At 68.7% G+C, this 24,716-nt stretch carries 20 protein-coding genes; 11 read left to right on the top strand and 9 right to left on the bottom strand.

What is annotated here, in order from left to right:
- Window positions 1-257: 257 nt before the first annotated feature.
- The 3 genes from ABZ463_RS34790 to ABZ463_RS34780 all read right to left on the bottom strand — a co-directional run bounded on the left by ABZ463_RS34790 (window position 258) and on the right by ABZ463_RS34780 (window position 7,985).
- A complete protein-coding gene (locus tag ABZ463_RS34790; RefSeq protein ID WP_352015469.1) occupies window positions 258-662 on the bottom strand; it encodes a hypothetical protein in 405 nt (134 codons plus the stop codon).
- Window positions 663-1,001: 339 nt separating this feature from the next.
- The gene (locus tag ABZ463_RS34785; RefSeq protein ID WP_352015470.1) at window positions 1,002-1,247 is read right to left on the bottom strand and encodes a hypothetical protein; all 246 of its coding nucleotides are present in this window, start codon (window positions 1,245-1,247) and stop codon (window positions 1,002-1,004) included.
- A 9-nt stretch (window positions 1,248-1,256) separates the two neighbouring features.
- Complete coding sequence (locus tag ABZ463_RS34780) at window positions 1,257-7,985, bottom strand: polymorphic toxin-type HINT domain-containing protein (RefSeq protein ID WP_362782859.1); 6,729 nt, start codon at window positions 7,983-7,985, stop codon at window positions 1,257-1,259.
- 646 nt (window positions 7,986-8,631) lie between these two features.
- On the opposite strand from ABZ463_RS34780, the gene ABZ463_RS34775 reads away from it, so the two are divergent.
- Both ABZ463_RS34775 and ABZ463_RS34770 read left to right on the top strand, forming a co-directional pair.
- Window positions 8,632-10,107 (top strand): FG-GAP and VCBS repeat-containing protein, encoded by a 1,476-nt coding sequence (locus ABZ463_RS34775; protein WP_362782856.1) that lies wholly within the window; start codon window positions 8,632-8,634, stop codon window positions 10,105-10,107.
- 61 nt (window positions 10,108-10,168) lie between these two features.
- Entirely contained in the window at window positions 10,169-10,414 is a 246-nt protein-coding gene (locus ABZ463_RS34770) for a twin-arginine translocase TatA/TatE family subunit (protein WP_362782853.1), read from the top strand.
- Window positions 10,415-10,577: 163 nt separating this feature from the next.
- Here ABZ463_RS34770 and ABZ463_RS34765 read toward each other — a convergent pair whose 3' ends face one another.
- On the bottom strand, window positions 10,578-11,276 hold the full coding sequence (locus ABZ463_RS34765) for a pentapeptide repeat-containing protein (RefSeq protein WP_352015474.1): 699 nt from the start codon (window positions 11,274-11,276) through the stop codon (window positions 10,578-10,580).
- A 151-nt stretch (window positions 11,277-11,427) separates the two neighbouring features.
- Between ABZ463_RS34765 and ABZ463_RS34760 the strand changes: the two genes are divergently transcribed.
- The 3 genes from ABZ463_RS34760 (at window position 11,428) to ABZ463_RS34750 (ending at window position 15,350) form a co-directional block, all read left to right on the top strand.
- Complete coding sequence (locus tag ABZ463_RS34760) at window positions 11,428-12,237, top strand: alpha/beta hydrolase (protein WP_362782850.1); 810 nt, start codon at window positions 11,428-11,430, stop codon at window positions 12,235-12,237.
- A 158-nt stretch (window positions 12,238-12,395) separates the two neighbouring features.
- Window positions 12,396-13,619, top strand: a complete 1,224-nt coding sequence (locus tag ABZ463_RS34755; protein ID WP_362782847.1) for a hypothetical protein — start codon at window positions 12,396-12,398, stop codon at window positions 13,617-13,619.
- Window positions 13,620-13,784: 165 nt separating this feature from the next.
- On the top strand, window positions 13,785-15,350 hold the full coding sequence (locus tag ABZ463_RS34750) for a M28 family metallopeptidase (protein ID WP_352015477.1): 1,566 nt from the start codon (window positions 13,785-13,787) through the stop codon (window positions 15,348-15,350).
- A 100-nt stretch (window positions 15,351-15,450) separates the two neighbouring features.
- Here ABZ463_RS34750 and ABZ463_RS34745 read toward each other — a convergent pair whose 3' ends face one another.
- Together ABZ463_RS34745 and ABZ463_RS34740 are read right to left on the bottom strand one after the other, a co-directional pair.
- Window positions 15,451-15,951, bottom strand: coding sequence for a MarR family transcriptional regulator (locus tag ABZ463_RS34745; RefSeq protein WP_362782844.1), 501 nt, complete (start codon window positions 15,949-15,951; stop codon window positions 15,451-15,453).
- Between the two features lie 133 nt (window positions 15,952-16,084).
- A complete protein-coding gene (locus ABZ463_RS34740; protein ID WP_362782841.1) occupies window positions 16,085-17,224 on the bottom strand; it encodes an SGNH/GDSL hydrolase family protein in 1,140 nt (379 codons plus the stop codon).
- 346 nt (window positions 17,225-17,570) lie between these two features.
- On the opposite strand from ABZ463_RS34740, the gene ABZ463_RS34735 reads away from it, so the two are divergent.
- The 3 genes from ABZ463_RS34735 (at window position 17,571) to ABZ463_RS34725 (ending at window position 19,313) form a co-directional block, all read left to right on the top strand.
- On the top strand, window positions 17,571-18,410 hold the full coding sequence (locus ABZ463_RS34735) for an SAM-dependent methyltransferase (RefSeq protein WP_362782838.1): 840 nt from the start codon (window positions 17,571-17,573) through the stop codon (window positions 18,408-18,410).
- Between the two features lie 103 nt (window positions 18,411-18,513).
- Window positions 18,514-18,885: a helix-turn-helix transcriptional regulator gene (locus ABZ463_RS34730; protein ID WP_352015505.1), complete on the top strand. Its 372-nt coding sequence runs from the start codon at window positions 18,514-18,516 to the stop codon at window positions 18,883-18,885.
- Window positions 18,886-18,899: 14 nt separating this feature from the next.
- Window positions 18,900-19,313 (top strand): VOC family protein, encoded by a 414-nt coding sequence (locus tag ABZ463_RS34725; protein WP_352015481.1) that lies wholly within the window; start codon window positions 18,900-18,902, stop codon window positions 19,311-19,313.
- Here the strand turns inward: ABZ463_RS34725 and ABZ463_RS34720 are convergent.
- The gene (locus ABZ463_RS34720; RefSeq protein WP_362782836.1) at window positions 19,310-19,846 is read right to left on the bottom strand and encodes a GNAT family protein; all 537 of its coding nucleotides are present in this window, start codon (window positions 19,844-19,846) and stop codon (window positions 19,310-19,312) included. The two genes, ABZ463_RS34725 and ABZ463_RS34720, sit on opposite strands and share 4 nt — an antisense overlap.
- Before the next feature lie 91 nt (window positions 19,847-19,937).
- Here ABZ463_RS34720 and ABZ463_RS34715 point away from each other — a divergent pair, with 91 nt between their 5' ends.
- Window positions 19,938-20,834 carry a DUF4429 domain-containing protein gene (locus ABZ463_RS34715; RefSeq protein WP_352015483.1) on the top strand — a complete coding sequence of 299 codons (897 nt, stop codon included), beginning with the start codon at window positions 19,938-19,940 and terminating at the stop codon, window positions 20,832-20,834.
- A gap of 4 nt (window positions 20,835-20,838) precedes the next feature.
- On the opposite strand, the gene ABZ463_RS34710 is transcribed toward ABZ463_RS34715, so the two are convergent.
- Together ABZ463_RS34710 and ABZ463_RS34705 are read right to left on the bottom strand one after the other, a co-directional pair.
- Complete coding sequence (locus ABZ463_RS34710) at window positions 20,839-21,240, bottom strand: YchJ family metal-binding protein (RefSeq protein ID WP_352015484.1); 402 nt, start codon at window positions 21,238-21,240, stop codon at window positions 20,839-20,841.
- A gap of 34 nt (window positions 21,241-21,274) precedes the next feature.
- The gene (locus ABZ463_RS34705; RefSeq protein ID WP_352015485.1) at window positions 21,275-22,210 is read right to left on the bottom strand and encodes a LysR family transcriptional regulator; all 936 of its coding nucleotides are present in this window, start codon (window positions 22,208-22,210) and stop codon (window positions 21,275-21,277) included.
- A 142-nt stretch (window positions 22,211-22,352) separates the two neighbouring features.
- Here ABZ463_RS34705 and ABZ463_RS34700 point away from each other — a divergent pair, with 142 nt between their 5' ends.
- Both ABZ463_RS34700 and ABZ463_RS34695 read left to right on the top strand, forming a co-directional pair.
- Window positions 22,353-23,849 carry an MFS transporter gene (locus tag ABZ463_RS34700; RefSeq protein WP_362782830.1) on the top strand — a complete coding sequence of 499 codons (1,497 nt, stop codon included), beginning with the start codon at window positions 22,353-22,355 and terminating at the stop codon, window positions 23,847-23,849.
- Entirely contained in the window at window positions 23,846-24,439 is a 594-nt protein-coding gene (locus ABZ463_RS34695; protein ID WP_362782828.1) for a cysteine hydrolase, read from the top strand. Before ABZ463_RS34700 ends, ABZ463_RS34695 begins: the two co-directional genes overlap by 4 nt.
- Window positions 24,440-24,716 lie beyond the last annotated feature (277 nt).

Here is a 24,716-nt window from a genome sequence, read left to right as displayed (position 1 = left end):
ACGCGCTCGTGGTCCTGGCCGGGGACCGTTCGACCTATGAGCGCCCTCCTCGCCTCCGCTCTGCTCACCTCCTTCTTCTCCCCCGCCAACGCCGTCACAGGCACCGCCGGGGAGCACGACGGCCGGGCACCCTGGAGGAGGACCGGCCCCACGAATGAGGCCGGTGCGCCAGACGACTCCCCCTTCCCCAACACGCCCTGCCATGTCCTGGGCGTGTGTGGGAGCCGTCCTGCGGAGGTATGCGGCCCGAGTCCCTCCTACCTGAGCCGCACGCTTGAGTACGGCGGGCAGCGGGTGGGATGAATTTCCACCGCCCGCCGTACCGGCTTCAGGAGCGCAGCAACCTGCGCAACGCCGTAGACCGGCTTGAGACAACGGCCTGAACGGCCCGGGAGCCGGACGGTCCTGGCCTGGGGGGCGCGGGCGACGGCCATGGCCCGGATGCTCGACGGCACCGCCGGAGACACCTGGGCGGCCAGCTTTCGGTCCAACTCCTCGGCCGACCCGGCCCGCACCAGCAGCACGTCCCCGGGACCCGGCCTGCCGAACAGAACGCTCCGGTAGGCGCTCCACAGACCGGTCCCCGATTTGTGGAACACCAGCCAGCCGGAGTGGACCCGCTGTACGGCCTCGCAGCTCTGCCGCGCGATACCCGACGTCATGCCGCCCTCCCACCCGGCTTGACGACGTCACCGACCTGTTCCCGCACCAATCTCCGCAGCTCAATCAGTTACGCGTGACTCAGGTCGGTAATATGCGGGAAGTCCAACGGTTCCTCCGTCTCTCGTTGTTTGACACCCCGAGATTCCACGGCAGGAACCGTTGCCTTTTCGTCGCCTGATCAATCCTTTACTCAAATCCAGAGGAACTCGGACCACCGCCCCCGCGCAGCCCCATGATCAAGAACAACGACAAAACCCCTTATGAATAAGCCTCCTAAATTGTAATCGTCAAACGACCCCTGGAGCCCTATCAGGGTCCAGGGGTGTTCAAATTCACATCTAAAGAACTATTTCTTTTGCGATCTTGACTGTCCAGAGTATTAGGCGAACAGGAATATCGCCAACTTGGGGGTCGATGCTTACCATGGCGTCTCGCCACTCCCTCCCTTCGCGAAGGGAGATGGCGAGGAAGGACCCGTGCTTCCATAGGGTTGGATCGCGGAATTCTATTACGCGTTCCTCGATTTTTGTATCGAAAAAGTCAATGACCTCTATAAGTCTGCCCTCGAATGTCTCGTGAGGCACTCTCTTCTCCTAGTCCAAGAACGTCACGAAGCTGCCTGAGAGGGTGAACCTGGCCCCGCGACCGTCGGGAAGGCGCATGTCTATCACATCCTGCCACTGGCCACCCACGCGCCCACGTGTGTTGACCGATGTAGTGCCAGGATTGGTAAGGAACTCGTCGAGCATATCTTGGCCAGTCTTATTCCATGCTTCAGAGTTCTGTCGTCCAGTAGGTGTGGGCCACCCATTTGGATTTCCATCCCTCCCTGCATGTTTCTGAAGTGCGCGTCCTGCGACTGAGTATCCGCCGCGATCTGGCAGCATTCCAGACGACGATGCTGCATTCGGGTCAAGCCCGCAGGGTCCAGCGTTGTGAACCAGGACCGGCGTATCCCCCGCCAGCACATAGTACGTGTGGATGTCGGCGATGGTGAGGTTGTGGACGCGCTGTTGGGCGGTCCAGTGCTTGATTGCGGTTACCCGGGTATGGGCAGTGGTGGAAGTGCGCAGCCACATGCCCGAGGCGAGGTGGTCGGCGTTCACCCAGCCGGGGCCGTACTGGACCCAGAACGGGTGTATCGCAGTGGAGGTCAGGGATGAAGACTTGCCGCCGTCGGTGCTGGTTGTGATTGTTACGAGTTGTTTCTCACCCTTGCCACTGATAAGGGCGGTTACGGGCTTGGCCTCAGTTTTGCCGGTCTCGGGATCGGTGGCGAGGACCTTGTCTCCGACCCTGATGTCTTCGATGGGCTTTTTGGTGCCGTCGGCCATCAGGACCTTGGTTCCCGGTATGAAGCTTTGCCGGCAGGATTTTCCGGCCTTTGTGCCGAGTTCTACGGCTTTCTCGCCCTTCCTGAAAAACTTCCCGGCGATTCGTCCGAGCCTGCCGATCGGGAGCGCTCCGACAAATCCCCATGCGCAGGCACCCGCGTCTCCGTTGTAACAGTTGATGTAGTCGTCGAAGAAGAGGCCGAAATATTCCTTCTCTCGAGCGAGGAGAGTTTCGTACAGAGACGGCTCCCCCAGGAAGGTAGCGGTTATGGGAGGTGAGCCGTTCGGGCAGCTGAACCCGATGCAGGAAGCTGCCGGTTTCTTCGACTTGCTTATCTTTTTTGCTTTCGCTACGGACTTCTTGTATTCCCTGTCGTGCTTCTGAGTGATCTTTGCTTCGGCCTGGTCGCTCTTGTGGGCGGCCTTCAGGGCTTTTGCCTTCTTCTTCTTGTTCTTCTCGGCGTGGGCCCTCGTCCAGTTCATGGCGCTCTTGGTGGGGCAGTCGCCGGGGCGGCAGGAGGCGCGGCCGTCGGGGTCGGACAAGCCGATGGGGTTGTTGCCCGCGTAGCTGTAGGGGTTGGCGAACTGTGGATTGCGCAGGTCCAGCAGTGGGTCGGTGGAGATGAACTTGGCGATGGACGGGTCGTAGTAGCGGGCCGACAGGTAGGACAGGCCGGTGGACTCGTCCTCGACCTTGCCGAGGAATCCGCGGTCGGTGAAGGGCAGGTCGTCGGTGCCGCGGCGCTTGCCGAAGGGCAGGTAGCGTTCCCGGCTGATCTGGCCGGTGGTGTCGTTGACGGCGATCTGGTTGCTGCCGTGCAGGCCGGACAGCATCCAGATGACGCCGGTCGAGGTGCGCAGGGCGACGGTTGAGCCGTCGGCGGCGGTGTAGTAGCGCTTGCCGGCGACCGCTCCGCCGGCCAGTTTGAGTTCGGCGCCTCCGAGATAGAGGGTGCTGCTGCCGTCGGGGTCGCGGCGGATCAGGCGTTCCCCTGAGGCGTCGTAGACCATGGAGGTCTGGGCGCCGTCCACGACGGCCTTGGTGAGCTGGCCGAGTTCGTCCCAGTCGAAGGTGCCCGACTTCCCGGCGACGGTGCGGGCGGTCAGCTGCCCGGCGTTGTCGTAGGTGTAGGTGTCGGTGCCGCCGGGGCGGGTGATGGAGGTGACCGCGTTCGGCCTGACCGTCCCGGTGGGGTAGGTGTAGGTGGCGGTCTGGCCGTTGTCGGTCAGCGTGGTGATGTTGCCGACGGTGTCGTAGGCGTAGGTCTGGTCGTAGGGGTCGACGCCCAGGCCGTCGGCGGCCGAGGTGCAGGAGGCGCCGGTGGTGGTCCATGCGACGCTCAGGCGGCGGCGGGAGTCGTAGGTGTAGCACTCCGACTGCCCGGCGGTGCCGCCCGGGATCGCTGATGCGGCGTCCAGGACGCGGGTGATCTCACCGGCGGTGTCGTAGAAGAACTCGTCGTCCTGCGCGGTGACCGGGGTGGCGGTGTCGGCCTTGGCGATCGTGGAGACCCGCTTGAGCAGACCGGTCGTCCCGTCCCAGGTCAGGGCCCGCTTGACCTGGCCTCCGGCGCCGTGCAGACGCTCGTTCAGGCGGCCGACGGCGGTGTAGGTGGTGTCCTTGACATAGGTGAAGCCACCGCCGTAGTCGGAGGTGAGCGACTTGGGCAGTCCCAGGTCGGTGTAGCCGAAGGTGAGCTTCTCGGCGGCCAGGCCACCGGCCGCGGGCACGTTCTGTTCGATCAGGTCGCCTGCGGCGTCGTAGGCGAAGGTGGAGACGTAGTCTCCGGCCAGCGCGCCCTCGGAGGCCGGGATGGTGACCTTGGAGCCGGTGGGGCGGTAGTCGGCGTCGTAGCCGGTGGCCGCCTGGGTGTAGGCCTGGCCTCCGGTGTAGCGGGTCGAGGCGACCGGCAGGCCCTTGGCCAGAGTGTCGTAGGTCCACTCGGCGAGCTTGGTGCCGGTGCTCACCTCCCCGGCCCACTGCGCCGTGCGGCGGCTCAGGTCGTCGTAGGTGTAGGAGATCTTCTGGTTCTTGCCGTCGATGTTCCAGGTCAGGTTGCCCGCGAGGTCGTAGCCGGAGGAGGAGCTTCCCGAGTCCGGGTCGACGGCGGCGGTGCGCCGTCCCAGCCAGTCGAAGGTGAAGGTCCGCACCTTGCCCTTGGCGTCGGTGATCGAAGTGAGGTTGCCGTTCAGGTCGTAGACGTAGGAGGTGTCGTTGTGGACGGTGGCGTCCACCCACTCCTCGACCTTGACGGTGCGGTCGAAGACGTCCTGAAGGCTGACGGTCTTGGCACCGACCGGCGGAATCGTCTCGATCCGGTCGGCCCCGGGATAGTTCGTGGTGGTACGGCGTAGCTCGGTGGACAGGTGGTAGTCGATGTCGGCGACCGGCCGCTCGAAGGCGTCGTAGACGGTCTTCGACCACTGCGGCAGGTCGGTCAACGCCGGATTCAGCAGACCGGACCCGGCCGCCGAGGCGTTGTGCACCGGGTCGGAGACCGCCGAGGCCAGGCCACGCGGGTCGTAGATGCTGACCGTCACCACTCGCCCTCCGGCCGGGGAGGTGCCCTGGGCCTCACGGGTACGGCCGAGGCCATCCTCGAAGGTGTGCGTGGTCAGCCACTTGGCGCCCGAGCCGGTGCCCGACAGCAACCTCTTGACGGTCGTCTTGCTCGGTGCCGTACCGGTGAGTTCGTAGGCGACGGTCGCGGTCGGGGTGCCGCCGCTGCGTGGCTGCGCGGGGCCCCACAGCATGGTGGCGCGGCCGAACGCGTCGTAGTCGGTCTCCGCCTTCTTGTTGTTGGCGTCGGTGACCGACAGCGGCTGGCCGTGCAGGTGGGAGAACTTGCTGGTCGCGGTGTGTCCCAGCGGGTTGGTGACGGTGACGCCGGTGTGCGGCCACCCGACGGCCGGGCTGTAGGAGGTCGTGGTGGTCTTGTTACGCGGGTCGACGGTGGTCAGTGTGCGGCCGTACTCGTCGTAGGTCGCCTTCGCCACCGAGGGGGTGGTCGCGTTGACGTACGAGCGGGTCTCGGTGACGTTGCCGTCGCTGGGCTTGTTGGTGGCGGGGTCGGAGCCGCCGTCGTACAACGTGACCGCCCTGCCGATCAGGGTGCCCGCCGTACAGTCGTCGCCGGATCGCTTCTCCGTCACCGAGGGGTAGTCGATCATCCACTGGCCGGGGTCGGTGTTGCGGGCGTAGCTGACCGAGACGCAGGTGTTGTCGCTCGCGACGCCGTCCTGGCCGTAGTCGTTGATCTTGTTCGGCAGGCCGTCGGCGTTGTAGGCGGTCTTCTCGTCGGTGTAGCGCCACCCTCCGCCGCTCACGGCCTCCCGGCTGCGCTTCCGGGTGGTCAGCACCTTGACCGGGTCGTATATCCCGGGGCCCGTCCCGGCCGCGACGACCGAGTACTCGTAGCGGGTCGAGGAGTCCTCGGCGAAGGTTCGGGGGCTCAGCGAGGTCAGCTTCCAGGTCTGTTCCTGCAGCACGTTGCCCTGCAGTGCCTTGACGTCGGTGACCGTGGTGTCCTCGAAGTTCGTCACCGTCCCGCCCAGGCCGCGCAGGAAGGTCGCGGAAGTGACGGTGAAGTCGTCCGGGCTCGTACCGGTTCCCTGGGTGGTGCGCACGGTGGCGTAGCCGCGCCAGTCGGTCGCCGGCGGTGACAGGTCCGGCTGGGCGTACTCCACCGGTGAGGCCCAGCCCGGCGTCCCCAGGTACTCGTAGCTGTTGACCATGTCGGGGGAGGCGGCGACGGTGTCCTTCTCGGTGACCTTGGTCACCAGCTGCTTGTAGTAGACCGTCCAGTACTCGTTGCCGACGATGCTCTTGTCGATCTTGTAGCAGTCGCCGACGTGGTCGTTGAAGTAGTTGGTGCCGTCACGGCCCTTGCCGCCGGAACACGGATCGGCCTGCCCGTAGGCGACCTCGACGCGACCGCCCATGCCGTTGGCGATCGCCCCGATCCGGGGCACCATCCGCCACGACAACAGGTTCGTCCAGTCCGACATGTCGTCGTAGGACATCTTCCCGGCCAGCAGCGTGGCGTCGAAGTCGGTCGCGGGCAACGTCTGGCTTCCTCCGGCCAGACCCGTGTGCTGCACGGTGTCCAGCCACAACACCGGGTCGTACGGCGAGCCGAAGTCGGTGCGCGTGTAGACCCACGTGTGGTTCAGGTCCAGCCGGGCCACCGAGTCCCAGCCGCTCCCGGCCGCGTTGAGCGACTCGCTCAGCACCGAGGCCAGTTTGCGCGTCGTGTAGAACGCGATCGCGTCGTTGGCGCACCCGGTCGCGGTGTCACATTTGAGGTCTGTCGGCACGTCGGGGCTGCCCCGGTCCGCCGTGGTGAACACGGTACGGGCGGTCGGCACACTGCCGGCCACCTGGGTGTTGTGCCCCCACTCCACCTTGGCCAGCGCCCCGCCCCGGTCGTAGGGCAGCACCCGGTAGAGCTCGTGGGCACAGCTGGGCAGGCAGAAGTAGTTCGTCTCCCGGTTGTAGGTGTAGTCGATGACGTTCTCGTCGGTGTCGATCTCCTGGTCGAGGTTCCAGCGCCACACCCCGGTACAGGTCGGCGGTACCGCGTCGTTGTAGTAGCGGTCGTAGCACGGCTCACCGGGGTCGTTGCCGACGTAGGGCACCTGCCACTGGGCGTCCTTGCGGTAGCCGAACCGCGACACCTCACCCGTGTCGGAGGTGATCTTCCAGTACTCCTGGCTGTCGGCCCCGCCGGGCAACTGCTCGATCTTCCAACCGAAGTCCGGCACCGTCTTCCACAGTCCGGAGACCCGGTCCTTGACGATCTGCGCCGATCGGCCGCCGACGTTCAGCACCAGCTCCGACTGTGTCCTGTCGTTGGTCGAGGAGTCGCCGTCGTTCTCGTCCGGAGACTCCCAGCACAACGCCTTGCCGTAGCTGCCGATCTCGTAGGCCGTCCAGACCAGATTCGACTCCTCGTCGTACAGGTTGTCCACGACGCACCGGTGGAACCTGCGCTCGATGAAGCCCGCGTTCAGCTCCCAGCCCGCACCGACCACACTGGACTGGTTGTTGGTCCAGTCGCCCTGCCCGTCAAGGGAGGAGGCGTCGTACTGCAACGACAGGTCCGGGCCGTCACCGGCGGGGGAAGGGGCTTCGGGCAGCGGGTAGTCGTAGCTGAACGACCCGCCCGAGGTACCCGCCTGCCAGGTGCCCGAAGGCTTCAGGTCGGTGGCGCCGAAGTTGCCGTCCGGACCGGTCATTCCGCCCGCCAGCAGATACACCGACCCCTCGGCCAGCCGCTGGGCCGCCGTCGCGTCGGAGGCCGCCTTCGCGACGGCCTTCCTGTCGCCCTTCGGCGCCGCCGGAGTCTTGGCGGGCGAGGTCGTGCCGACCTCCACCTCGGCGACCAGCACCCCCGCCTTCAGGTCGTTCCTGGCCTTGACCACCTGGGGGCGTACCACACAAGCGCGCGAACGCGGCGTCTGGAGCACACAGGCGGGCAGCCGCAGGACCTGGAGCCGGGAGGCGAAATTGCCACCGAACCCGTCTCTGAACCCCTCATAGGAGAGCTCCACCCGCACCTTGCCCGGCGCGGTGCTCCCATCGGCCCGTTCGATCCGGGCCGCCACTCCCACACCGCCCAGTTTGCGGACCACGTCAGGGGCCAGCGTCTGGACCTTCACCTTGCCGACGCCCTTGCCAGAACCCGTCCCCACGCGGACCGGTAACTCACCGGCCTTGGTCAGGGCGGTCCTCACCTCGACCTCGGCGCTGCCTGGTCTGGGCCATGTCGGCGGTTTCGGCTTGGCCACCGGTGTGGTCGCCTCCGCGCCCTTGCCGGCCTTCGGTTTTGGCACGGCGCGTCCCTCGACGGAGGGCGCGGGATCCGGTACGGCGGCAGCGGCCTGTTGCACCAGGCCGTCCGGCACCCCCGTTCCGGATATCAGAAGCACCATCGCGATTCCCGTGACCAGTGCCGTCGGCCATACCTGTTTATGCCGAACGCGCATCTCGCTCCTTTCATGGGCATGCTGAAGCGGACCCCGGAAAAAGGGCCTCGCACATCAGGAAGCGAATAAAGGACGATCACCGTGGATCGTGATTCAGTTGACGTTGAAGGTCAACAGGTGGAAAGTATGCCTCCTGTGACACAGCGCGACATTGCGGAATAAAAGGGAATCCGTGCCGGTCCGTTGATGCTGGTCACTTGCGGTTTCGAGGGTGTGGCACGGCAGTCGGCGGAGATGAATCCTTCATTGTGATGTGTGTCACAGAGCCTGTTTCGGCTTTCGATTATGTGCCGCTGATCATGGACCGATTTCGGAGCCGACCTGCGGGAGGGGCGGTCGCTCATGTTTTCCGCCCCAACTGGAATTCGGTCGTTGCTTCGCCGTACTGATCTGGAAATGCGGGCGTGGTCGAGGGCGGGTGCCCAACAGCGGCTGTTTGCCCTGATGGAAGCTTGGAAGCATGAGGTATTCCGGGAAGGGCGGATTACCAGGAGAAGACAGACCGGGTGATCCCCGTCTTCGTGCTGGAACCGGGTACCTGACACCGGGAGGGCGTGTCCCGTTTTCCCAGGTCGGCATGTTCCCTACGTGAGTCGGTCACGCGGATTTCACGCGCTCGTGGTCCTGGGCGGGGACCGTTCGACCTATGAGCGCCCTCCTCGCCTCCGCTCTGCTCGCCGCCCTCCTCTCCCCCGCCGGCGCCGCCGCGAACTCTCCCGCCAACGCCGTCACGGGCCCTTCCACGGACGCCGTCACGGGCGCCGCCGGGGAGTGCTCGGGGGTCGCCTCCGACTTCGACGCCGACGGCCGTCCCGACACCGTGGTCGCCGCGCCGTACGCCACGGTCGGCGGGGTTTTCCGCGCCGGTGAGGTGACCGTCAGGTACGGCACCGGCAGGACCGAACGGCTGTCCCAGGGGAGCCGGGGCGCGCCCGGCGCCGCGGAGACCGGTGACTCGTTCGGCTCGGCCGTCGCGGCCGGTGACTTCGACGGGGACGGGTGCGCCGATCTCGCCGTGGGGGCGTCGGAGGAGTTCCTCGGCGCCAGGAGGCCGGGGGAGGACGGTGACGGGGTGGTGTACCTGTTCCACGGCTCGCCCCGGGGACTGCGCCCGGGGAAGGCGCTGGACGTCACGGGGTTCGGACGGCGCGCGACGGGTGACCGGTTCGGCGCCGCGCTCGCGGTCGGGCAGCTCGACGGCGACAGGGCCGACGAACTGGTCATCGGGGTCCCCGGACTCGGTGTCGGGGGCGGGATCGGCGTCTACGGCGTCAAGGGGCACCGGCCGTACACGCTCACCAAGGAGACCCCGTGGATCGCCCAGGACGCGCTGAGCACCGACGAGTTCGGGGCGACGGTGGCGGCCGGTGACTTCGACGGCGACGGCCGTGACGAGGTGGCGGTCGGCGCGCCGGGGGACGGCGGGCAGCGTTCGGGGGCCGGTTCGGTGACGATCCTGGACCTGGCCGCGCGGCAGGCGGGGGCCTACACCCAGGAGAGCCCGAACGTGAAGGGCTCGGCGGAGAAGTGGGACCACTTCGGCGCCGCCCTCGCCGTGGGGGACTTCGACGCCGACGGCCGCGACGACCTGGCGATCGGTGTGCCGGGCGAGGATCTCGACGCGAACGTTCGTGCCCTGGACTACGGCGCGGGCGCGGTCCACGTGCTGTACGGCTCACGCCGGGGGCTGAGCGCGCTCGGCAGCGAGATGTGGACCCAGAACACCCGGGGCGTCGTGGGCAGGGCCCGTTACGCCGACCGGTTCGGCACCGCGCTCGCGGCCGGTGACTTCAACGGGGACGGGGACGACGACCTGGCGATCGGCGTTCCCGGCGAGAGCGCGGTCCAGGTCCTGGCGGGGACCCGCTCCGGTGGGCTGACCAGGCACCACAACGTCCTCATCCCGCGTGGACGCGACGGTTTCGGCGCCTCCCTGGCCCCGGTCAGGCGGGCGGACGGCTCCCCCGACGATCTCCTCGTGGGCTCCCCCGACCACGGCACGGTGGTCCTCATCGGCGGCGCCGTACGCAAGGGCTCGTATCCGGGGCTGTCCGCCCGGCGGCTGCGCCCGCACGGGTCCGGTCCCGCCGGGTCGCTGTACGGCTACGCCCTCCTGCCGTGAGAGCACTCGGGGGCGTGCGTACGATCGATGGTGAAGCACCCGTTTCCAGTAAGGATGTGTCATGGCTGGTCTGGGAACCGGCGAGATCCTCATCATCGCCCTCGTCCTGGTGGTCCTCTTCGGATCGAGGAAGCTGCCCGACATGGCCAGGTCCGTCGGCCGGTCGCTGCGCGTGTTCAAGGCGGAGACCGCCAAGCCGCACGCGGACGACGAGCCGCGGCCCGTCCCGGCCGCCTCGCTTGAGGAGCAGGCGCGCCTGCTTGAGGAGCAGGCCGCCCGCCTGCGCGCCCAGGCCTCGAAGGCCTAGGACCTGTTTTGTGGATCTTCGCCGTGGCGAGGATCGTCCAGGTGGATGCCCCGCAAGGCGGAGGAGGAGCTCATAACGGAGTTATGGGCGACGACGACAACGCGGCGGGGGGCCGCCTGGACGACCGCAGTAGGCGTAAAGATCCACAAAACAGGTCCTAGGGTCACAGGACCGTCAGCCCCCGGTCGGTGAGGATGGCCGCCGCCTGCCCCGAGGTGATGACGGCCCCGGCGAGGGAGCGCAGGTCGCGGTCGTCGGGCTGACCGAGGTCGGTTCCCCGCAGGTCGGTCCTGGTGAACGTGGTGTTCACCAGCCGCGCCCTGATGATCCGGCAGTCGGTGAGGACGGCGTCGGTGAAGTCGCAGCCGGACAGGTTGGCCTCGTCGAACCGTACGCCCTCGATCTCCTGCTTCCTGAAGGAGCAGCCGGACACGTCGGCCAGGGTGAGGTTGGAGCGCGAGAGGGTGAACGGGGTCCCCCGGGTCCCGGTGAGGGTCGCGCCGATCATCCGGCAGCCGGTGAAGCTCACGTCGGTCAGCAGGGCGTTGCCGAACCGGGCACTCGACAGGTCGGCGTTGACGAAGACCGCGTCGGTCAGCTCCGCGTTGAGGAACCTGAGGTCGGCCCCTCCCCCGCCGTCGAACCTGGCGCCGTCGAGGTCGGCGCCCCGGAAGTCGGCGCCGTCGAGCGCGCACCGGTCGAACACACACCCCACGAGGACGGCCTCGCTCAGGTCGGCCCGCCGCAGGTCACAGTTGACGAACCTGTACGGCTCGGCCGCCAGCACGTCGGTCAGCGCCATCTCCGAGAGGTCCAGCCCCTCCACGTCCCGCTGGGTCGCGAGCAACTCCGTGACGTCCATGCGTAGACATCCAACCAGAGCATCGGCCGACCCTTGACGAGATCACCCAAACGAAAAGAGAGCACTGCTCTTGACTTCCATTCCGCAAGGGGGCACGATTGACCCATCGAGAGCGCCGCTCTCGAAAACAACGAGTGCTCACGGAGGAGACATGGAAACCCGGTTCCTGCAGGTCGACGGTGGCCGGATCGCCTACGACGTCGAGGGTGACGGCCCACTGGTGGTCATGATTCCCGGCATGCTCGACAGCCGTGAGTCCTACCGGTTCCTGCGCCCGCTGCTCGTGCGGGCCGGATACCGCGTGGCGACCATGGACATCCGCGGCTGCGGGGAGTCCTCGGCCGAGTGGGCCGATCACTCCTACGAGGCCCAGGGCCGCGACATCGCCGCCCTGGTCGGGCACCTGGACGCCGGGCCCGCCGTACTGGTCGGCAACTCCTACTCCGCAGGGTCCATCATGTGCGCCGCCGCCGCGGCTCCCGCCCTGGTCGCCGGGGTGGTGCCGATCGCGAGCTTCGTCCCCAACCTGCCGACGGGGCCGGTCAAGAGGGCGCTGCTGGCGCTGGTCGGCAAGGTCGTCGTGGCCTTCCCCTCGGTCTGGGGCGCCTACCTCAGGTCCGCCTACCCCAGCGCGCCGCCCGCCGACTTCGCCGACTACCGCGCCCGGTCGGTCGCCGCCCTGCGCGCCCGCAGGAACGCCACCCGCGCCTACGTCTCCGCGCCCCCGATGAGCGAGGCCTGGCTTGACCAGGTCACCTGCCCGGCGCTGGTCGTCATGGGCACCGCCGACCCCGACTTCGCCGACCCCGTGGCCGTCGCCGAACTCCAGGCGGCCAGGATGAACGCCCCGCTCACGCTGGTCGAGGGGGCGGGCCACTACCCGCACGCCGAGTTCCCCGAGGTGCTCGCCGGCTCCCTGCTGCCCTTCCTCGCCCGGGTGCACGCCCGGGCCGCCGTGTGACCAGGGGACACCGAAACCACGAATACCGGACTGCCGGAATTCCCACGAAGTGCAGTAATAGAATGAAATGACCGAAATCTCATCCTATTTCTCTCCAGACAGGAACCTTTCCCGCCGTTCACGCGTCTGTTATCGCGGGGAGAGACGATAGGAGACAAATGCCCGAAAAGCCGGGGTTGCTGACACGTGTCATCGCGGGATTCAAGGGTGAGGTGCCCGCGACCACCCTGGAGGCGTTGCAGAAGGCGGGGATAGGCGTCTACCAGGTACTCGACGAGGTCGAGGTCCTGCGCAGGGGCATGGCGGTCGAGGGAGTCGACCCGTGGAGCGCCTCCGAGGCGGTCGCCGCGCAGCAGCTGTACTCGTGGAACGCGTTCGTGCTGCAGACGCTCGGCGACAAGATGATCGAGGCGGACTACCGCGCCGACGCCAAGACGGTCGGCTACCTGCCGCAGGTCACCGCCGAGCAGGTGTGGGCCTTCTTCGGCCAGGTCGAGGGATGGCTCTCGCTGGCCCGCCAGGCCGCGGCCAACCCCGGGTTCAAGATCGCCGACCCGCGTGAGCTGCCCGCCGACCTGCCCGGCTGGGTCGAGGTCCAGCCCTGCCCGCGCGCCCACCTGGAGGCGATGATCGCCGCCGCCGCCGCGATCAAGGAGCACGCGGAGCTGGCGCTCGGCCTGCTCGAACAGGCGGGCGTCCCCGACGAACGGCTCGCCGACCGCGACCGGCTGCGGCAGGTCGCCGCGCGGGCCGCGACCGCCGCGGACTACGCGATCAACATGTACTCCCCCAACGCGGACACGCAACTGCACGAGCTGATCGAGGAACGGCTGCGCGGCGCCCTGGAGACCTACCACCACCTGGGACAACTGGTGGCGATGCCCACCCTGCTCAGGACGTACGGCCAGAGCGGCACCCCCACGGCCCCGACCGCTCCCGCGCCCCCGCAGCAGCAGCGCAGGAAGCTGCCGCGTCCCGGCCAGCCCGGCTTCGACCCGTGGTGCCTGACCGACCGCAAGACGCTGAACCGGTGGACGAAGGACCCGCGCGCCGTCGAGTCGATCACCGAGCTGTGGCGGCACGACCCCAACCCGGCCCAGACGTTGCGTTTCCAGGAGGACATCAACGACGGGATCGAGCGCGGCGACGTCTCGGTGCTGAGCCAGCACTACTACTGCTGCCCGTGGGCGCCGATCTACCGGGCGAACAAGCCGATCCTGGTCGGCGACCGGCGGCTGCAGGCGGGGCAGGAGTTCACCTACGAGGCCTCCGCCGAGGAGATCCTGGAGACCGGGCGGTTCGTCAGGAAGATCATCAATGGTCCGTTCACCACGACGAACCAGGTCGACTACTGCAACCCCGGCGACTTCCACGACGACTGACGGACCTTCGGACCTGCGGGGAAAAGCCGCGTTCGCCTTTCAGAAAAAAAGACTCTTTCCCAAATGCCGTCAGACGGTTAGGTTTCCATTCAGTGTCACGTCGCGATTCTCACCGGTGACACGTCAGGAGATTTCTCCGTAATTCTGAGCAGTGGAGGAGTCCAGATGCGCACAAATCTGCGCAGAAACGCGATCCGGCTCGTCGCCGTGGCTTCGGCTTTCGGCCTGCCTCTCGCATTGGTCCCACCGGCCCAGGCCGATCCCGGGGTGAGCGCCGTACAGAGTCAGCTGGTCAAATCTGTGACGGCGCCCCTGGTCAAGAACCACCTGCGGGCGCTGCAGAACATCGCGAACGCCAACAACGGGACCCGCGCCGCGGGGACGAAGGGGCACGACGCCTCCGCCGAGTACGTCGCGGCGAAGCTGCGCAAGGCCGGTTGGCGTGTCACGCTCCAACCGTTCGAGTTCGGCTACTTCACGGAGAACTCGGCCGCGACACTGGCCCAGATCTCCCCCGACCCCAGGACGTACACCCCGACCGAGCCGGGCAGCTCCACCCTCGGTGACTTCTCGACCATGACCTACTCCGCCTCCGGCGACGTCACCGGGACCGTGCAGGCCGTGGACCTGACGCTGCCGCCGTCCCCGGCCCCCAGTTCGACCTCGGGCTGTGAGGCGTCGGACTTCGCCGGATTCACCAGGGGCAACGTCGCGCTGGTCCAGCGCGGCACCTGCGACTTCGAGGTCAAGGCGCGCAACGCCCTGGCCGCGGGCGCCTCGGCGGTCATCATCTTCAACGAGGGTCAGCCCGGCCGTACCAACACCGTTCTGGGACGGCTCGCCGGCCCCGGTGTGACCATCCCCGTGCTGGGAGCCAGCTTCGCCGTCGGCGAGGACCTGGCCTCCCCCGCCGGCACGGTCGTGCACATCAAGACCGACACCACCAGCGAGAACCGCCTCACCCACAACGTGATCGCCGACTCGCGCTGGGGCGACCCGAACAAGGTCGTCATGATCGGCTCGCACCTCGACTCGGTCGTCGACGGCCCCGGTATCAACGACAACGGCTCGGGCAGCGCGGCCGACCTCACCGTCGCCGAGGCGCTCGGCAGGATCCCCACGACCAACAGGCTCCGCTTCGCCTGGTGGAGCGCGGAGGAGCTCGGCCTGCTCGGCTCCCAGTACTACGTCGACAACCTGCCCGCCGACCAGCGCGCGAAGGTCAAGCTGTACCTCAACTTCGACATGGTCGCCTCCCCCAACTACGCGCTGAAGATCTACGACGGTGACGACTCCGACCAGACGGGCTCGCCCGCCGGTCCCGCCGGTTCCGCCGAGATCGAGAAGCTCTTCGAGAAGTACTTCGACACCCTGCGCCAGCCCCACAACGGCACCGACTTCGACGGCCGCTCCGACTACGGACCGTTCATCGAGGTCGGCATCCCCTCCGGTGGCCTGTTCACCGGCGCCGAGGGCATCAAGACGGCCGAGGAGGCCGCGCTGTTCGGCGGCGTCGCGGGCCAGCCGTACGACGGGTGCTACCACCAGGCCTGTGACACCATCGCCAACATCAGCGACAAGGCCCTTGCGCTGAACACCGGCGCGATCGCCACCGCCGCCGTGGTGTACGGCTTCAGCAGGAACCTGCCCGGTTCCGGGGCTCCGGCCGCGGCCGCCCCCCAGAAGAAGTCCCTGGCCGCCGTGGCCGCCGACGGTCGCGTCAGCGGCTGACGACGGGCACGCCCCCGGCGAGACTCCTGACGGCCCCCGGTCACCCGACCGGGGGCCGTCCCGCGTCACAACCCGGACCGGCCGCACCCGCTTCGCCGTCTCACTCGACCGAGACGTCCCCCAGGGACTCCAGCAGCACGCGGAGCGTCCCGGCGAGCCGTTCACGATCGTCGAGGTCCAGTACGGCCAGCAGCCGTGCCTCGTTGGCCACGTGCAGCCCGACCAGTTCCTCGACGATCTCCCATCCCCTGGGCGTGAGCCGTACGGGCACCAGGCGGCGGTCCCTGACGTCCCTGACCCGCTCGACCAGGCCCCTGGCCTCAAGCCTGTCGATCCTGTTGGTGATCGCCCCCGAGGTGACCATCGCCGCCCGCAGCAACGCCACCGCCGTCAACTCGTACGGCGGGCCCGCCCTGCGCAGCGTGGCCAGCACGTCGAACTCCCAGTGCTCAAGCCCGTGGGCGGCGAAGAACTCCTTCAGCTCGCGCTCGAACAGCCGGGAAAGGCGCGAAATCCGGCCGACGATCCCCATCGGCCACACGTCAAGGGTCGGCCGTTCCCGCTCCCACTGGGCCAGCAACGCGTCCACCGCGTCACCCATCGCACCTCCTGGCCAGAGCGCCACGGCCCATGTCTTCCCGTCGGCAAGGGTAGCGGCGACGGGCCGTACCGGTGCGCGCCACCGGATCACATCGTGACAGGTCGTGCCGGAGGGGCCGGGAGGCGGCCTGAGGCTAGAGCTTGAGCAGGTCGAGGTCCACGGTCTCGGCCATCGCCTGGGCGCCCGCGTCGTTGAGGTGCGTGTGGTCGCCGCTGTCGAACTCGGCGCGCAGGTGGTCGGGCCGCTCCGGATCCTGCACGGCCGCCGCCACGTCGAACACCCCGTCGAAGACGTCCGTGCCGCGGATCCACTCGTTGACCGTCCGCCGGATCTCCCGCACCTCGGGCGAGTCCAGCCCGGGGTAGGTCGAGTCGGCGAACGGGCCGATGGTCGCCACGAGAATCCGCAGGCCCGCCTCGTGGCTCCTGCGGGCCAGTTCGGTGAACCCGGCGACGAGTTCCCCGGCCGACACGGGCGGCTGCCCCCACATGCCGGGCAGACCCAGGTCGTTGATGCCGAAGTTGACCAGCACGTGGCTCACACCCGGCACCTGGAGCACGTCGCGCTCGAAGCGGGCCAGGCCGTGCTCGCCGATCCCGTCGGCCAGCAGGCGGTTGCCCGCGATGCCCTGGTTGACCACCCAGCCCCGTTCCAGCCGCCGGTTCAGCAGGTTCGGGGAGCGCCGGTTGGCCCCCGTGGTCGTGCCGACCCCCTCGAACCAGGAGTCACCGAAGGCGACGGCGACCGTGGTGCCCTCGGGGGCGAGCACGTCGACCCCGGTGACGTAGAAACGCGCGCCGACCTCCCGCGCGCCGGGAAGCGTCGTCGCCGAGACGGCGTCGCCCTCGACCACGTACCCGGTCTCGGCGGGCTGGTGGGAGAAGGTGGCCAGGCCCGTCTTCTCGGGGAGGTACAGGCTCAGCACCAGGTCGGTTCCCGCCTCGACCGCCAGCTCGACCGGGTCGCTCACGACCTCGCCGCCCGCCGGGACCGTCGTGCCGTCCCGCCCGTCGAAGCGGAGCCCGGTGTCGGTCTCGGGGTCGATCTCCCCGCCCCGTCCACCGGCGGGCCGTACGGCGACGCGGGCGGCGGCGACGCTGAGCGGGTCGGTGCCGTACCGGTTGCTGAGCCGTACGCGCAGGGTGGTTCCCCCGCCGTCGAGGTGGAGGATCTGCCGCAGGGTCATGCCCGTGAAGGAGAGCGGCTGGTTGAACGAGAGCTGCGAGGGGTCGATCACCGCGGACCTGAAGGCCGCTACCCATGTCGTGGTCACAGTCGTCCCAACCCATGGTCAAACAGCCATATTCCGTCCAGGAGGCCGGTGTCGCCGAGCCCTGGAAAGGCGAATTGATTTCCGTCCCGCATTCGCCCGTCAGGTGAATTCCGACGCCCCCGGATTTACCGGAGACCCGCCCCCGGCGGGGTATTCGAACTGATCTGCGACAAGCCGGAGCCCCGTCCCCGTCGGGGGTGGCGGGCGAGATGAACCCTTCCCTACAGGCATGAAATGTTCTCATCCCGCAATCTCCTCTCCGCCCCCTTTGCGTGAAGTCGGCATATGATCGACAGGCTCTATAGCTATATGACTCGATGTCGAGCCAAAGACCGGAGGATCATCCTTGTCGGGAAACTTGGACTGGTCCAGACTCACGCCTGACAGCGCGAAGCCTGTCGACCTGCGCACCAACCAGCCGCACTCCGCCCGGGTCTACGACTACATGCTGGGGGGCAAGGACAACTTCGCGGCCGACCGCAAGGTCGCCGAGGAGGTCATGGCCCTGTCGCCCTACCTGCGGACATCCGTACGGGCGAACCGGAACTTCATGATCCGCGTCGCCCGCCACCTCGCCTCGGACCTGGGCATCACCCAGTTCCTGGACATCGGCACCGGGTTGCCGACCTCGCCGAACCTCCACGAGGTCGTGCAGCAGGTCAACCCCGACGCCCGGATCGTCTACATCGACAACGACCCCATCGTGCTGCAGCACGCCCGCGCCCTGCTCGTCGGCACCCCGACCGGCAGGACCACCTACATCGATGCCGACATCCACGACCCGCAGGGCATCCTCAACGCGGCCGAGACCCAGGACACCCTCGACCTGAGCAAGCCCGTCGCCCTCTGCCTGATCGCCATCCTGCACTTCATCCCCGACGAGAACGAGGCGCACGAGATCGTCAGGCAGCTCATGCGGCCCCTGCCGTCCGGCAGCGCCCTGGCCCTGTCGACCATCGCGATCGACGCCGCCCCCGAGCGCGTCACGTCGGCGGTCAAGGCCTTCAACGACCGCGGCATCGCCTCCAAGACCCGCACCAGGGCCGAGGTCGACCTCTTCTTCGAGGGCCTGGACATCGTGCCCCCCGGCCTCGTCCCCGTGCACCACTGGCACCCCGACGACGAGGCGCGCTCCCTCAGGGACGACGAGGTCTCGATGTACGGCGGCATCGGCGTCAAACGCTGAGCCCCGGTCGCCCCGCCCTCCCCGGGTGGGGCGGCCCGTGTCGTGGCATGCTGGCCGGGTGACACCCGAGGACCTCGCCCACCTGCGCCGGGCCCGTGACCTCATGGACCGTGAGTACGCCCGCCCTCTCGACGTTCCCGCGCTCGCCCGCGCCGCGTTCATGTCGCCCGGCCACTTCTCCCGCAGCTTCAAGGCCGCCTACGGCGAGACGCCGTACAACTACCTCATGACGCGCCGCATCGAGCGGGCCAAGGCGCTGCTGCGCCGGGGCGACCTGTCGGTGACCGAGGTCTGCGTCGAGGTCGGCTGTACCTCCCTCGGCTCGTTCAGCTCGCGCTTCACCGAACTGGTCGGCGAGAGCCCCAGCGCCTACCGGGCACGCGACCACAGCGGGAACGCCGCCATGCCCGGCTGCTACGCCAGGATCATCACCCGGCCGAGCAGAATCCGAGAAGCCCCCGTTGAGGACGCCTGAGTACGGTTTCCCCCATGGCACTCATGCTCTCCCACGTCTTTCTCGAAGTCCGCGACCAGGACGAGGCCCTCGCCTTCTACCGGGACGTTCTCGGCCTGGAGGTCAAGTCCGACGTCGTGATCGAGGGGTACCGCTGGCTCACCCTCACCACCCCCTCCCAGCCCGACGTCGAGATCGTCCTGAACCAGGTCGGCACGGTCTACCCGACCGACCGCGAGCAGCTCGAAGCCCTGCTGGCCAAGGGGGTGCTGAACGGCGTCTTCTTCAAGGCCGACGACGTCGACGCCACCTTCGAGAAGATCCGCGTGTCCGGGGTCGAGGTGCTCCAGGAGCCCATCGACCAGCCGTACGGCGTCCGCGACTGCGCCTTCCGCGACCCCTCCGGCAACATGATCCGTTTCTCCGGACCGCAGCTTCGCCGGTCCTAGGGTTCCGGCTTCCACTCCTGGGCCAGGAGACCGAGCAGCACCTGGTCCAGGAACTCGCCCATCACCCAGGCCGAGGAGCGCAGCACGCCCTCACGGACGAAGCCGTTGCGCTCGGCCGAGCGCAACATCGCGGCGTTGTCCGCCAGCGTCTCGACCTGCAGCCGTTGCAGGCCGCGCACGACGAACCCGTAGTGACACAGCACCGCGACCACGTCGGTGCCGTAGCCCCTGCCCCGGGAGGACGGCAGCAGCCCGAGCCCGACGTGCGCGGACCGGTTGTGGGTGTCGATGCCCCACAGCGTCGCGGTGCCGACCAGCGCGCCGCCGTCCAGCTCCACCACGGAGAAATGGACGTTCTGCTGGTTGGTGTCGTCCACCACGAACTGTGAGTCCTTCGAACCGGGCGTGATCGGCCGCCACGGATGGCCCATGGCCCGCGAGGTGGTGACCACATCCCCGTGGAGTTCGGCCTCCAGGACCGGAATGTCGTCCTCGTGCCGAGCCCTGAGCCCTACCTTGCTTCCCCTTAGCATGCGAGTTTCCTACCCGACCAGCCCAATATGCGGCAAACCAATAAAAGTGATCGATTTCGGGTGGCCATCCGCAGGGCACTAGGCTGGCCGCATGGCGGAGATCTTCGTCCCGGACGGGTCGTGGACATTCGACGGCGAGACCCTGAGGATCGTCCCGGGTGGCGACAAGAACATCCATGAGCTGCGCAAACTCGTCGGCGAGCTGACCATCCCGCTCGCCGCGATCAGCAGCGTCTCCTTCGAGCCCGCACGCAAGGGCGGCAACCTGCAGCTCCGGCTGCGGCCGGGCACCGACCCGCTCACCGACGTCGCCGCCGGACGGCTCACCGACCCCGCCGACCCCTACCGGCTGTCGATCCCCAAGGACCGCACCGGGGCCGCGGGCTACTTCGCCGACGAGGTGCGCGCCTACCTGGAGGTCGGACGGACCCCGGAGGCGCTTCCCGAGGGGTTCCTGCTGCCCGGGCCCGCCGTACCGATCTCCGCGACCGCGGGCGACGGCACGGTGAACTTCGACGGCCACACCGTCTGGCTCGACTGGACCGGCTTCGCCAAGACGGCCAAGCAGTCCGCCGGGTCCCGGATGTTCCCGCTGCGGGAGGTGACCGGCGTCGAATGGGCCCCGCAGTCGGGCATCGGCTACGGACGGCTCCGCTTCCACCTCAGCGGCGTCCCCTCGGGGAAGTCCCCGGAGGAGGACCCCAACTGCATCTCGTGGGGGGTGCAGCGCTACGGCGGCTCGACCGTCCTGGTCGCCGCCGCCGTGCTCGCCCGGCTGCCACGCCGTACGGCCGTCGCGCCCACGCCGGCCCTCGACCCGAAGGACGAGCGGGAGAAGCTGGTGCGCCGGGTGGCCGAGCTGGAGAACCACGACGCCATCCTGCGCCGCCTGGGCGAACTCGGCGAGCTGCGCCGTTCCGGCGTGCTCACCGAGGACGAGTTCACCTACGCCAAACAGGCCCTGCTGGCCCGCCTCAACGAGGAGTGACCCCTCAGAGGGCTCCGAGGTAGACCCAGGCGCCGCCGTGCCTGACGAACCGGCTGTTCTCCTCCATCTCCCCCGGCACGCCCCGCTCCAGATAGTGGGCGCGGAAGCGCACCGTCCCCTCGGTGTGCACGGCGCTGCCGCCGGTGGTCTCCAGGATCTCCAGGCGCACCCAGCGCGTCCCGCCGCCGAGGTCGAGATGCCCAGGACGCGTACTCGGGTGCCAGGTGCGCAGCAGGTAACCGGCGTCCCCCACGCTGAAGGCGCTGAACCGGGAGCGCATCAGCGCCTCCGCCGTGCTCGCCGCCGCCTCCCCCCGGTGCAGCGGACCACAGTGGTCGCGGTACGGCACGGCCGCCCCGCAGGGACACGAGGTGGCGGAGGGGCGAAGCTGGGTGCGACGTGACATTCCCTCATTGTGCCTGGCCGATTCCGCGTGTGGTTCAACGCCGGATCGTCCAGTCCGGCACCCAGGTTCCGGCGGCGTCGTGACCGGCCGCCGTGGCGGCGAGATACGCGCGGAGGGTCGCCAGCGCGGGGTGGGGGTTGTCGCGGCGCCACAGGAGCGAGTGCGGGTAGACGGGCGTGGGATCGGTCACCGGGATGCGGCGAAGACCGTGGTCGGCGGGCCAGACGAGGCGGGTCCGCTCGCTCATGAAGGTGGCCAGGGCCGGGGTGTCGGCGACGGTGTCGATGAGCACGTCGGAGCCGAAGTTCGGGCCGGTCGCCTCGATGGTGAGGCCGAACTCGGCGACGAGGTCGTCGTAGTAGGCGCCCCACTCGGTGCCGGGGACGATGCCGGGCATCCAGATCCGGTGTCCGACGAGCTGGGCCACGGTCACCGAACGGGCGCCCGCCAGCGCGTGGGCGGGGCCGGTGAGAAGCTGGAGCGGCTCGTCGAGCACCCGGACGGACTCGACGTCCTCGGGAAGGGGTCGGCCGGGCATGGCGACGGCACGGAAGGACGCGTCGATCACGCCGGACCTGATCGCCGCGACGGCCTGCTCGATGTCGAACAGCATCACCACGTCGAGTTCGATCTCGGGATGAGCCTGGTGGAAGCCGCGCATCAGGCCCGACGTCGCACCTCGTGAGGCGATCACGTCGACGCGCAGCGGACGGCCGCCCGGACGCACGGACGCGACCGCGCGTTCGGCGACCCTGAGCAGCTCCCGCGCGTGGGGCAGGAACGCCTGCCCGTCGATGGTGAGCTCGGCGCCGCGCGGCGTGCGGGTGAACAGCCGAACGCCGAGGTCGCGCTCCAGCGTGGCGACGCGCTTGGAGACGGCCTGCTGGGTGACCGCGAGCTCGGCCGCGGCCTCCTGGAACTGCCCCGCCTCCGCGGCGGCGACAAAGGTCCGGACGGCTTCTAGATCCATGCCGACACCCTAGTGACACAACCATCGGTTGTGGCCCGGTGGCCTTCCGGTTGTTTGATCGCAGGGTGTGACTCTCGCTTTGATACTCCCGATCGCCGAACGGTTGTGCGACGGCGACCACCAGAGATGGGCGGCGGTTCGGATGGCCTTGAGAGACAGACACCGGTTGGGGCGGTCGTTCGGGTGGCTCTGGGGGGCGTACGGCACCAGCGCGCTCGGCACCTGGCTCGCCTTCGGCGCGTTCCCGCTGATCGCCGTCCAGGTGTTGCACGCCGGACCCGCCGAGGTCGCGGCGCTGTCCTCCGTGGGGGCGGCGGTCGGCGCGGCCGTGGCGGTGCCGCTCGGCCCGTGGGTCGAGTTCCGCCGCAAACGGCCGGTGCTGATCGGGATGGACCTGGCGCGGTTCGCGGCGCTGCTGACGATCCCCGCCGCGTTCGTGCTCGGCGTGCTCACCTTCGTCCAGCTCCTGCTGGTCTCGGTCGTCGTCGCGGCGGCCGACATCACCTTCCGCGCCGCCTCCGGCGCCTACCTGAAGACGCTGCTGCCCGCCGAGGACCTGCTTGTCGCCAATGCCCGGTTCGAGTCCACGACCTGGACGACCACGATCGTCGGACCCCCGCTCGGCGGTGCCGCGATCGGCCTCCTCGGCCCGGTGGCGACGGTACTGGCCGACGCGATCAGCTACCTCCTCTCAGCCCTGGGCATCCGCCTCTCAACCCCGAGCCGTCACCCGTCCTCCCCGAACAACCGCCTGTCCTTCCTGAGCAGTCGTTCCTCCACCATGAACCGTCGCCTCGACACCCCAGACGACCGCCCCTCCGCTTCGGGTGACCGTACGACGGACGGTCGGGAGCCACGGCCCGGACGCCGGGAGGTCTCACGGGCCGGGGACCTGCTCGACGGCTGGCGGTACATCCTCGCCGACCCGGCGCTGCGGCCGTTGTTTCTCAACACCGCCCTGTTCAACGGCCTGGTGATGGCCGCAGACGCGCTGCTGGCCGTCCTGATGCTCGGCCCGCTCGGGTTCACCCCATGGCAGTACGGCCTCGCCTTCGCCGTACCCGCGATCGGCGGGCTGGTCGGCTCGCGACTGGCCCGGCCGCTCGTCACCCGGTTCGGGCAGCACCGCGTCCTGGTGGTGGCCGGGACACTACGCGCGCTCTGGCCCATCGGGCTCGCCTTCCTCGGGCCGGGCACCGGAGGACTGCTGCTGGTGATGGGTGTCGAACTCGGGCTCATCCTCTGCTGCGGGGTCTTCAACCCCGTCTACGCCACCTACCGCCTCGAACGCACCGCGAACGACCGGATCACCCGCACGCTGTCCGCCTGGGCGGTGACGACCAAGGCCTCGACGGCGCTCCTGACGGCGATCTGGGGCGTACTCGGCAGCCTGCTCGGCCCGCGCACGGCCATCGGCCTGGCCGGCGCGCTCCTGCTGGTGACCCCCCTGTTCCTCCCCCGACGCCCCGCGGCACCCCGCACCGAACCGCTCCCGTCGCTCACCGAAACGCCCACAGAAACACCTGCCGCAGCCCCCACCCGAACGCCCGTCGAAGGCCCCGCCGGATCGCCCCCCGAAGCCCCCGCCCAAGCGTCCACCGAAACGCCCGTCGAAGCCCCCGCCCAGGAGAGAAGATGACCGACACGACCCCGACGCTGGACCCCAGGACCACCGCGCTGCTCGTCATGGACTACCAGCGGGGAATCCTGGACGCGCTCCCCGACCCCCAGTCACTGCTGTCACGGACGGCCGACGCCGTCGCCGACATGCGGGCGTACGGCGCCGCCGTCGCCTACGTGCGGGTCGGGTTCACCGAGGCCGACTGGGCGGCGATCCCGCCAGCCAACAAACCCTTCTCCTTCCTCGGACGGCAGCGCCTCATGCACCACGCGGACGCCGCGACGGACATCCACCCCCGGCTCGCTCCCGAGCCCGGCGACATCGTCGTCCGCAAGACCCGCTTCGGCGCGCTGTCCACGACGGACCTGGACCGGCGGCTGCGGGATCGCGGAGTCACCACCCTGGTCATCGCGGGCGTCACCACCGGCGGCGTCGTGCTGTCCACCGTCACCGACGCCGCCGACCGCGACTACCGGCTCCACGTCCTCTCCGACTGCGTCGCCGACCCGGACACACAGGTTCACCGGGCCCTGATGACCGGTGTCTTCCCGAGGGTGGCCCACATCATCGACACCGCGGAACTCCGCTCACTCCTGCGCACGAAGTGACCGTCGCCTTCCCAGGAAGCCTTTCCCCAAGGCGCTTCGCTCCGAGGCGTCCCTGCTCGGGCAGAGGGCCAGGGAACCATCCCTGCATGCGCGGGGAGCGCCCGTCGGAATCGCTGAGCGCGAACCTACCGTGGGGACCATCCCCGCGTGCGCGGGGAGCACAGCAGCCATGTGCCGACATTCGCGAACGCCGTGGGACCATCCCCGCGTGCGCGGGGAGCACCCTCGATGACCTGCGGGTTCATGGCGGGGCAGGACGGATTTTTATTACTTTCGT

This window comes from Streptosporangium sp. NPDC020145, from assembly GCF_040631275.1.
Classification (GTDB): Bacteria; Actinomycetota; Actinomycetes; order Streptosporangiales; family Streptosporangiaceae; genus Streptosporangium.
The sequence above is the reverse complement of the archived record's forward strand: the minus strand, read 5'-3'. Positions and strand labels throughout refer to the sequence as shown.

Excerpts from the sequence above, each read along its gene's own strand:
- ABZ463_RS34790 (WP_352015469.1), bottom strand. The coding sequence starts at position 662 with ATGACGTCGGGTATCGCGCGGCAGAGCTGCGAGGCCGTACAGCGGGTC.
- ABZ463_RS34780 (WP_362782859.1), bottom strand. The coding sequence starts at position 7,985 with ATGCGCGTTCGGCATAAACAGGTATGGCCGACGGCACTGGTCACGGGA.
- ABZ463_RS34775 (WP_362782856.1), top strand. The coding sequence starts at position 8,632 with ATGAGCGCCCTCCTCGCCTCCGCTCTGCTCGCCGCCCTCCTCTCCCCC.
- ABZ463_RS34770 (WP_362782853.1), top strand. The coding sequence starts at position 10,169 with ATGGCTGGTCTGGGAACCGGCGAGATCCTCATCATCGCCCTCGTCCTG.
- ABZ463_RS34765 (WP_352015474.1), bottom strand. The coding sequence starts at position 11,276 with ATGGACGTCACGGAGTTGCTCGCGACCCAGCGGGACGTGGAGGGGCTG.
- ABZ463_RS34760 (WP_362782850.1), top strand. The coding sequence starts at position 11,428 with ATGGAAACCCGGTTCCTGCAGGTCGACGGTGGCCGGATCGCCTACGAC.
- ABZ463_RS34755 (WP_362782847.1), top strand. The coding sequence starts at position 12,396 with ATGCCCGAAAAGCCGGGGTTGCTGACACGTGTCATCGCGGGATTCAAG.
- ABZ463_RS34750 (WP_352015477.1), top strand. The coding sequence starts at position 13,785 with ATGCGCACAAATCTGCGCAGAAACGCGATCCGGCTCGTCGCCGTGGCT.
- ABZ463_RS34745 (WP_362782844.1), bottom strand. The coding sequence starts at position 15,951 with ATGGGTGACGCGGTGGACGCGTTGCTGGCCCAGTGGGAGCGGGAACGG.
- ABZ463_RS34730 (WP_352015505.1), top strand. The coding sequence starts at position 18,514 with ATGGACCGTGAGTACGCCCGCCCTCTCGACGTTCCCGCGCTCGCCCGC.
- ABZ463_RS34725 (WP_352015481.1), top strand. The coding sequence starts at position 18,900 with ATGGCACTCATGCTCTCCCACGTCTTTCTCGAAGTCCGCGACCAGGAC.
- ABZ463_RS34720 (WP_362782836.1), bottom strand. The coding sequence starts at position 19,846 with ATGCTAAGGGGAAGCAAGGTAGGGCTCAGGGCTCGGCACGAGGACGAC.
- ABZ463_RS34715 (WP_352015483.1), top strand. The coding sequence starts at position 19,938 with ATGGCGGAGATCTTCGTCCCGGACGGGTCGTGGACATTCGACGGCGAG.
- ABZ463_RS34710 (WP_352015484.1), bottom strand. The coding sequence starts at position 21,240 with ATGTCACGTCGCACCCAGCTTCGCCCCTCCGCCACCTCGTGTCCCTGC.
- ABZ463_RS34705 (WP_352015485.1), bottom strand. The coding sequence starts at position 22,210 with ATGGATCTAGAAGCCGTCCGGACCTTTGTCGCCGCCGCGGAGGCGGGG.
- ABZ463_RS34700 (WP_362782830.1), top strand. The coding sequence starts at position 22,353 with ATGGCCTTGAGAGACAGACACCGGTTGGGGCGGTCGTTCGGGTGGCTC.
- ABZ463_RS34695 (WP_362782828.1), top strand. The coding sequence starts at position 23,846 with ATGACCGACACGACCCCGACGCTGGACCCCAGGACCACCGCGCTGCTC.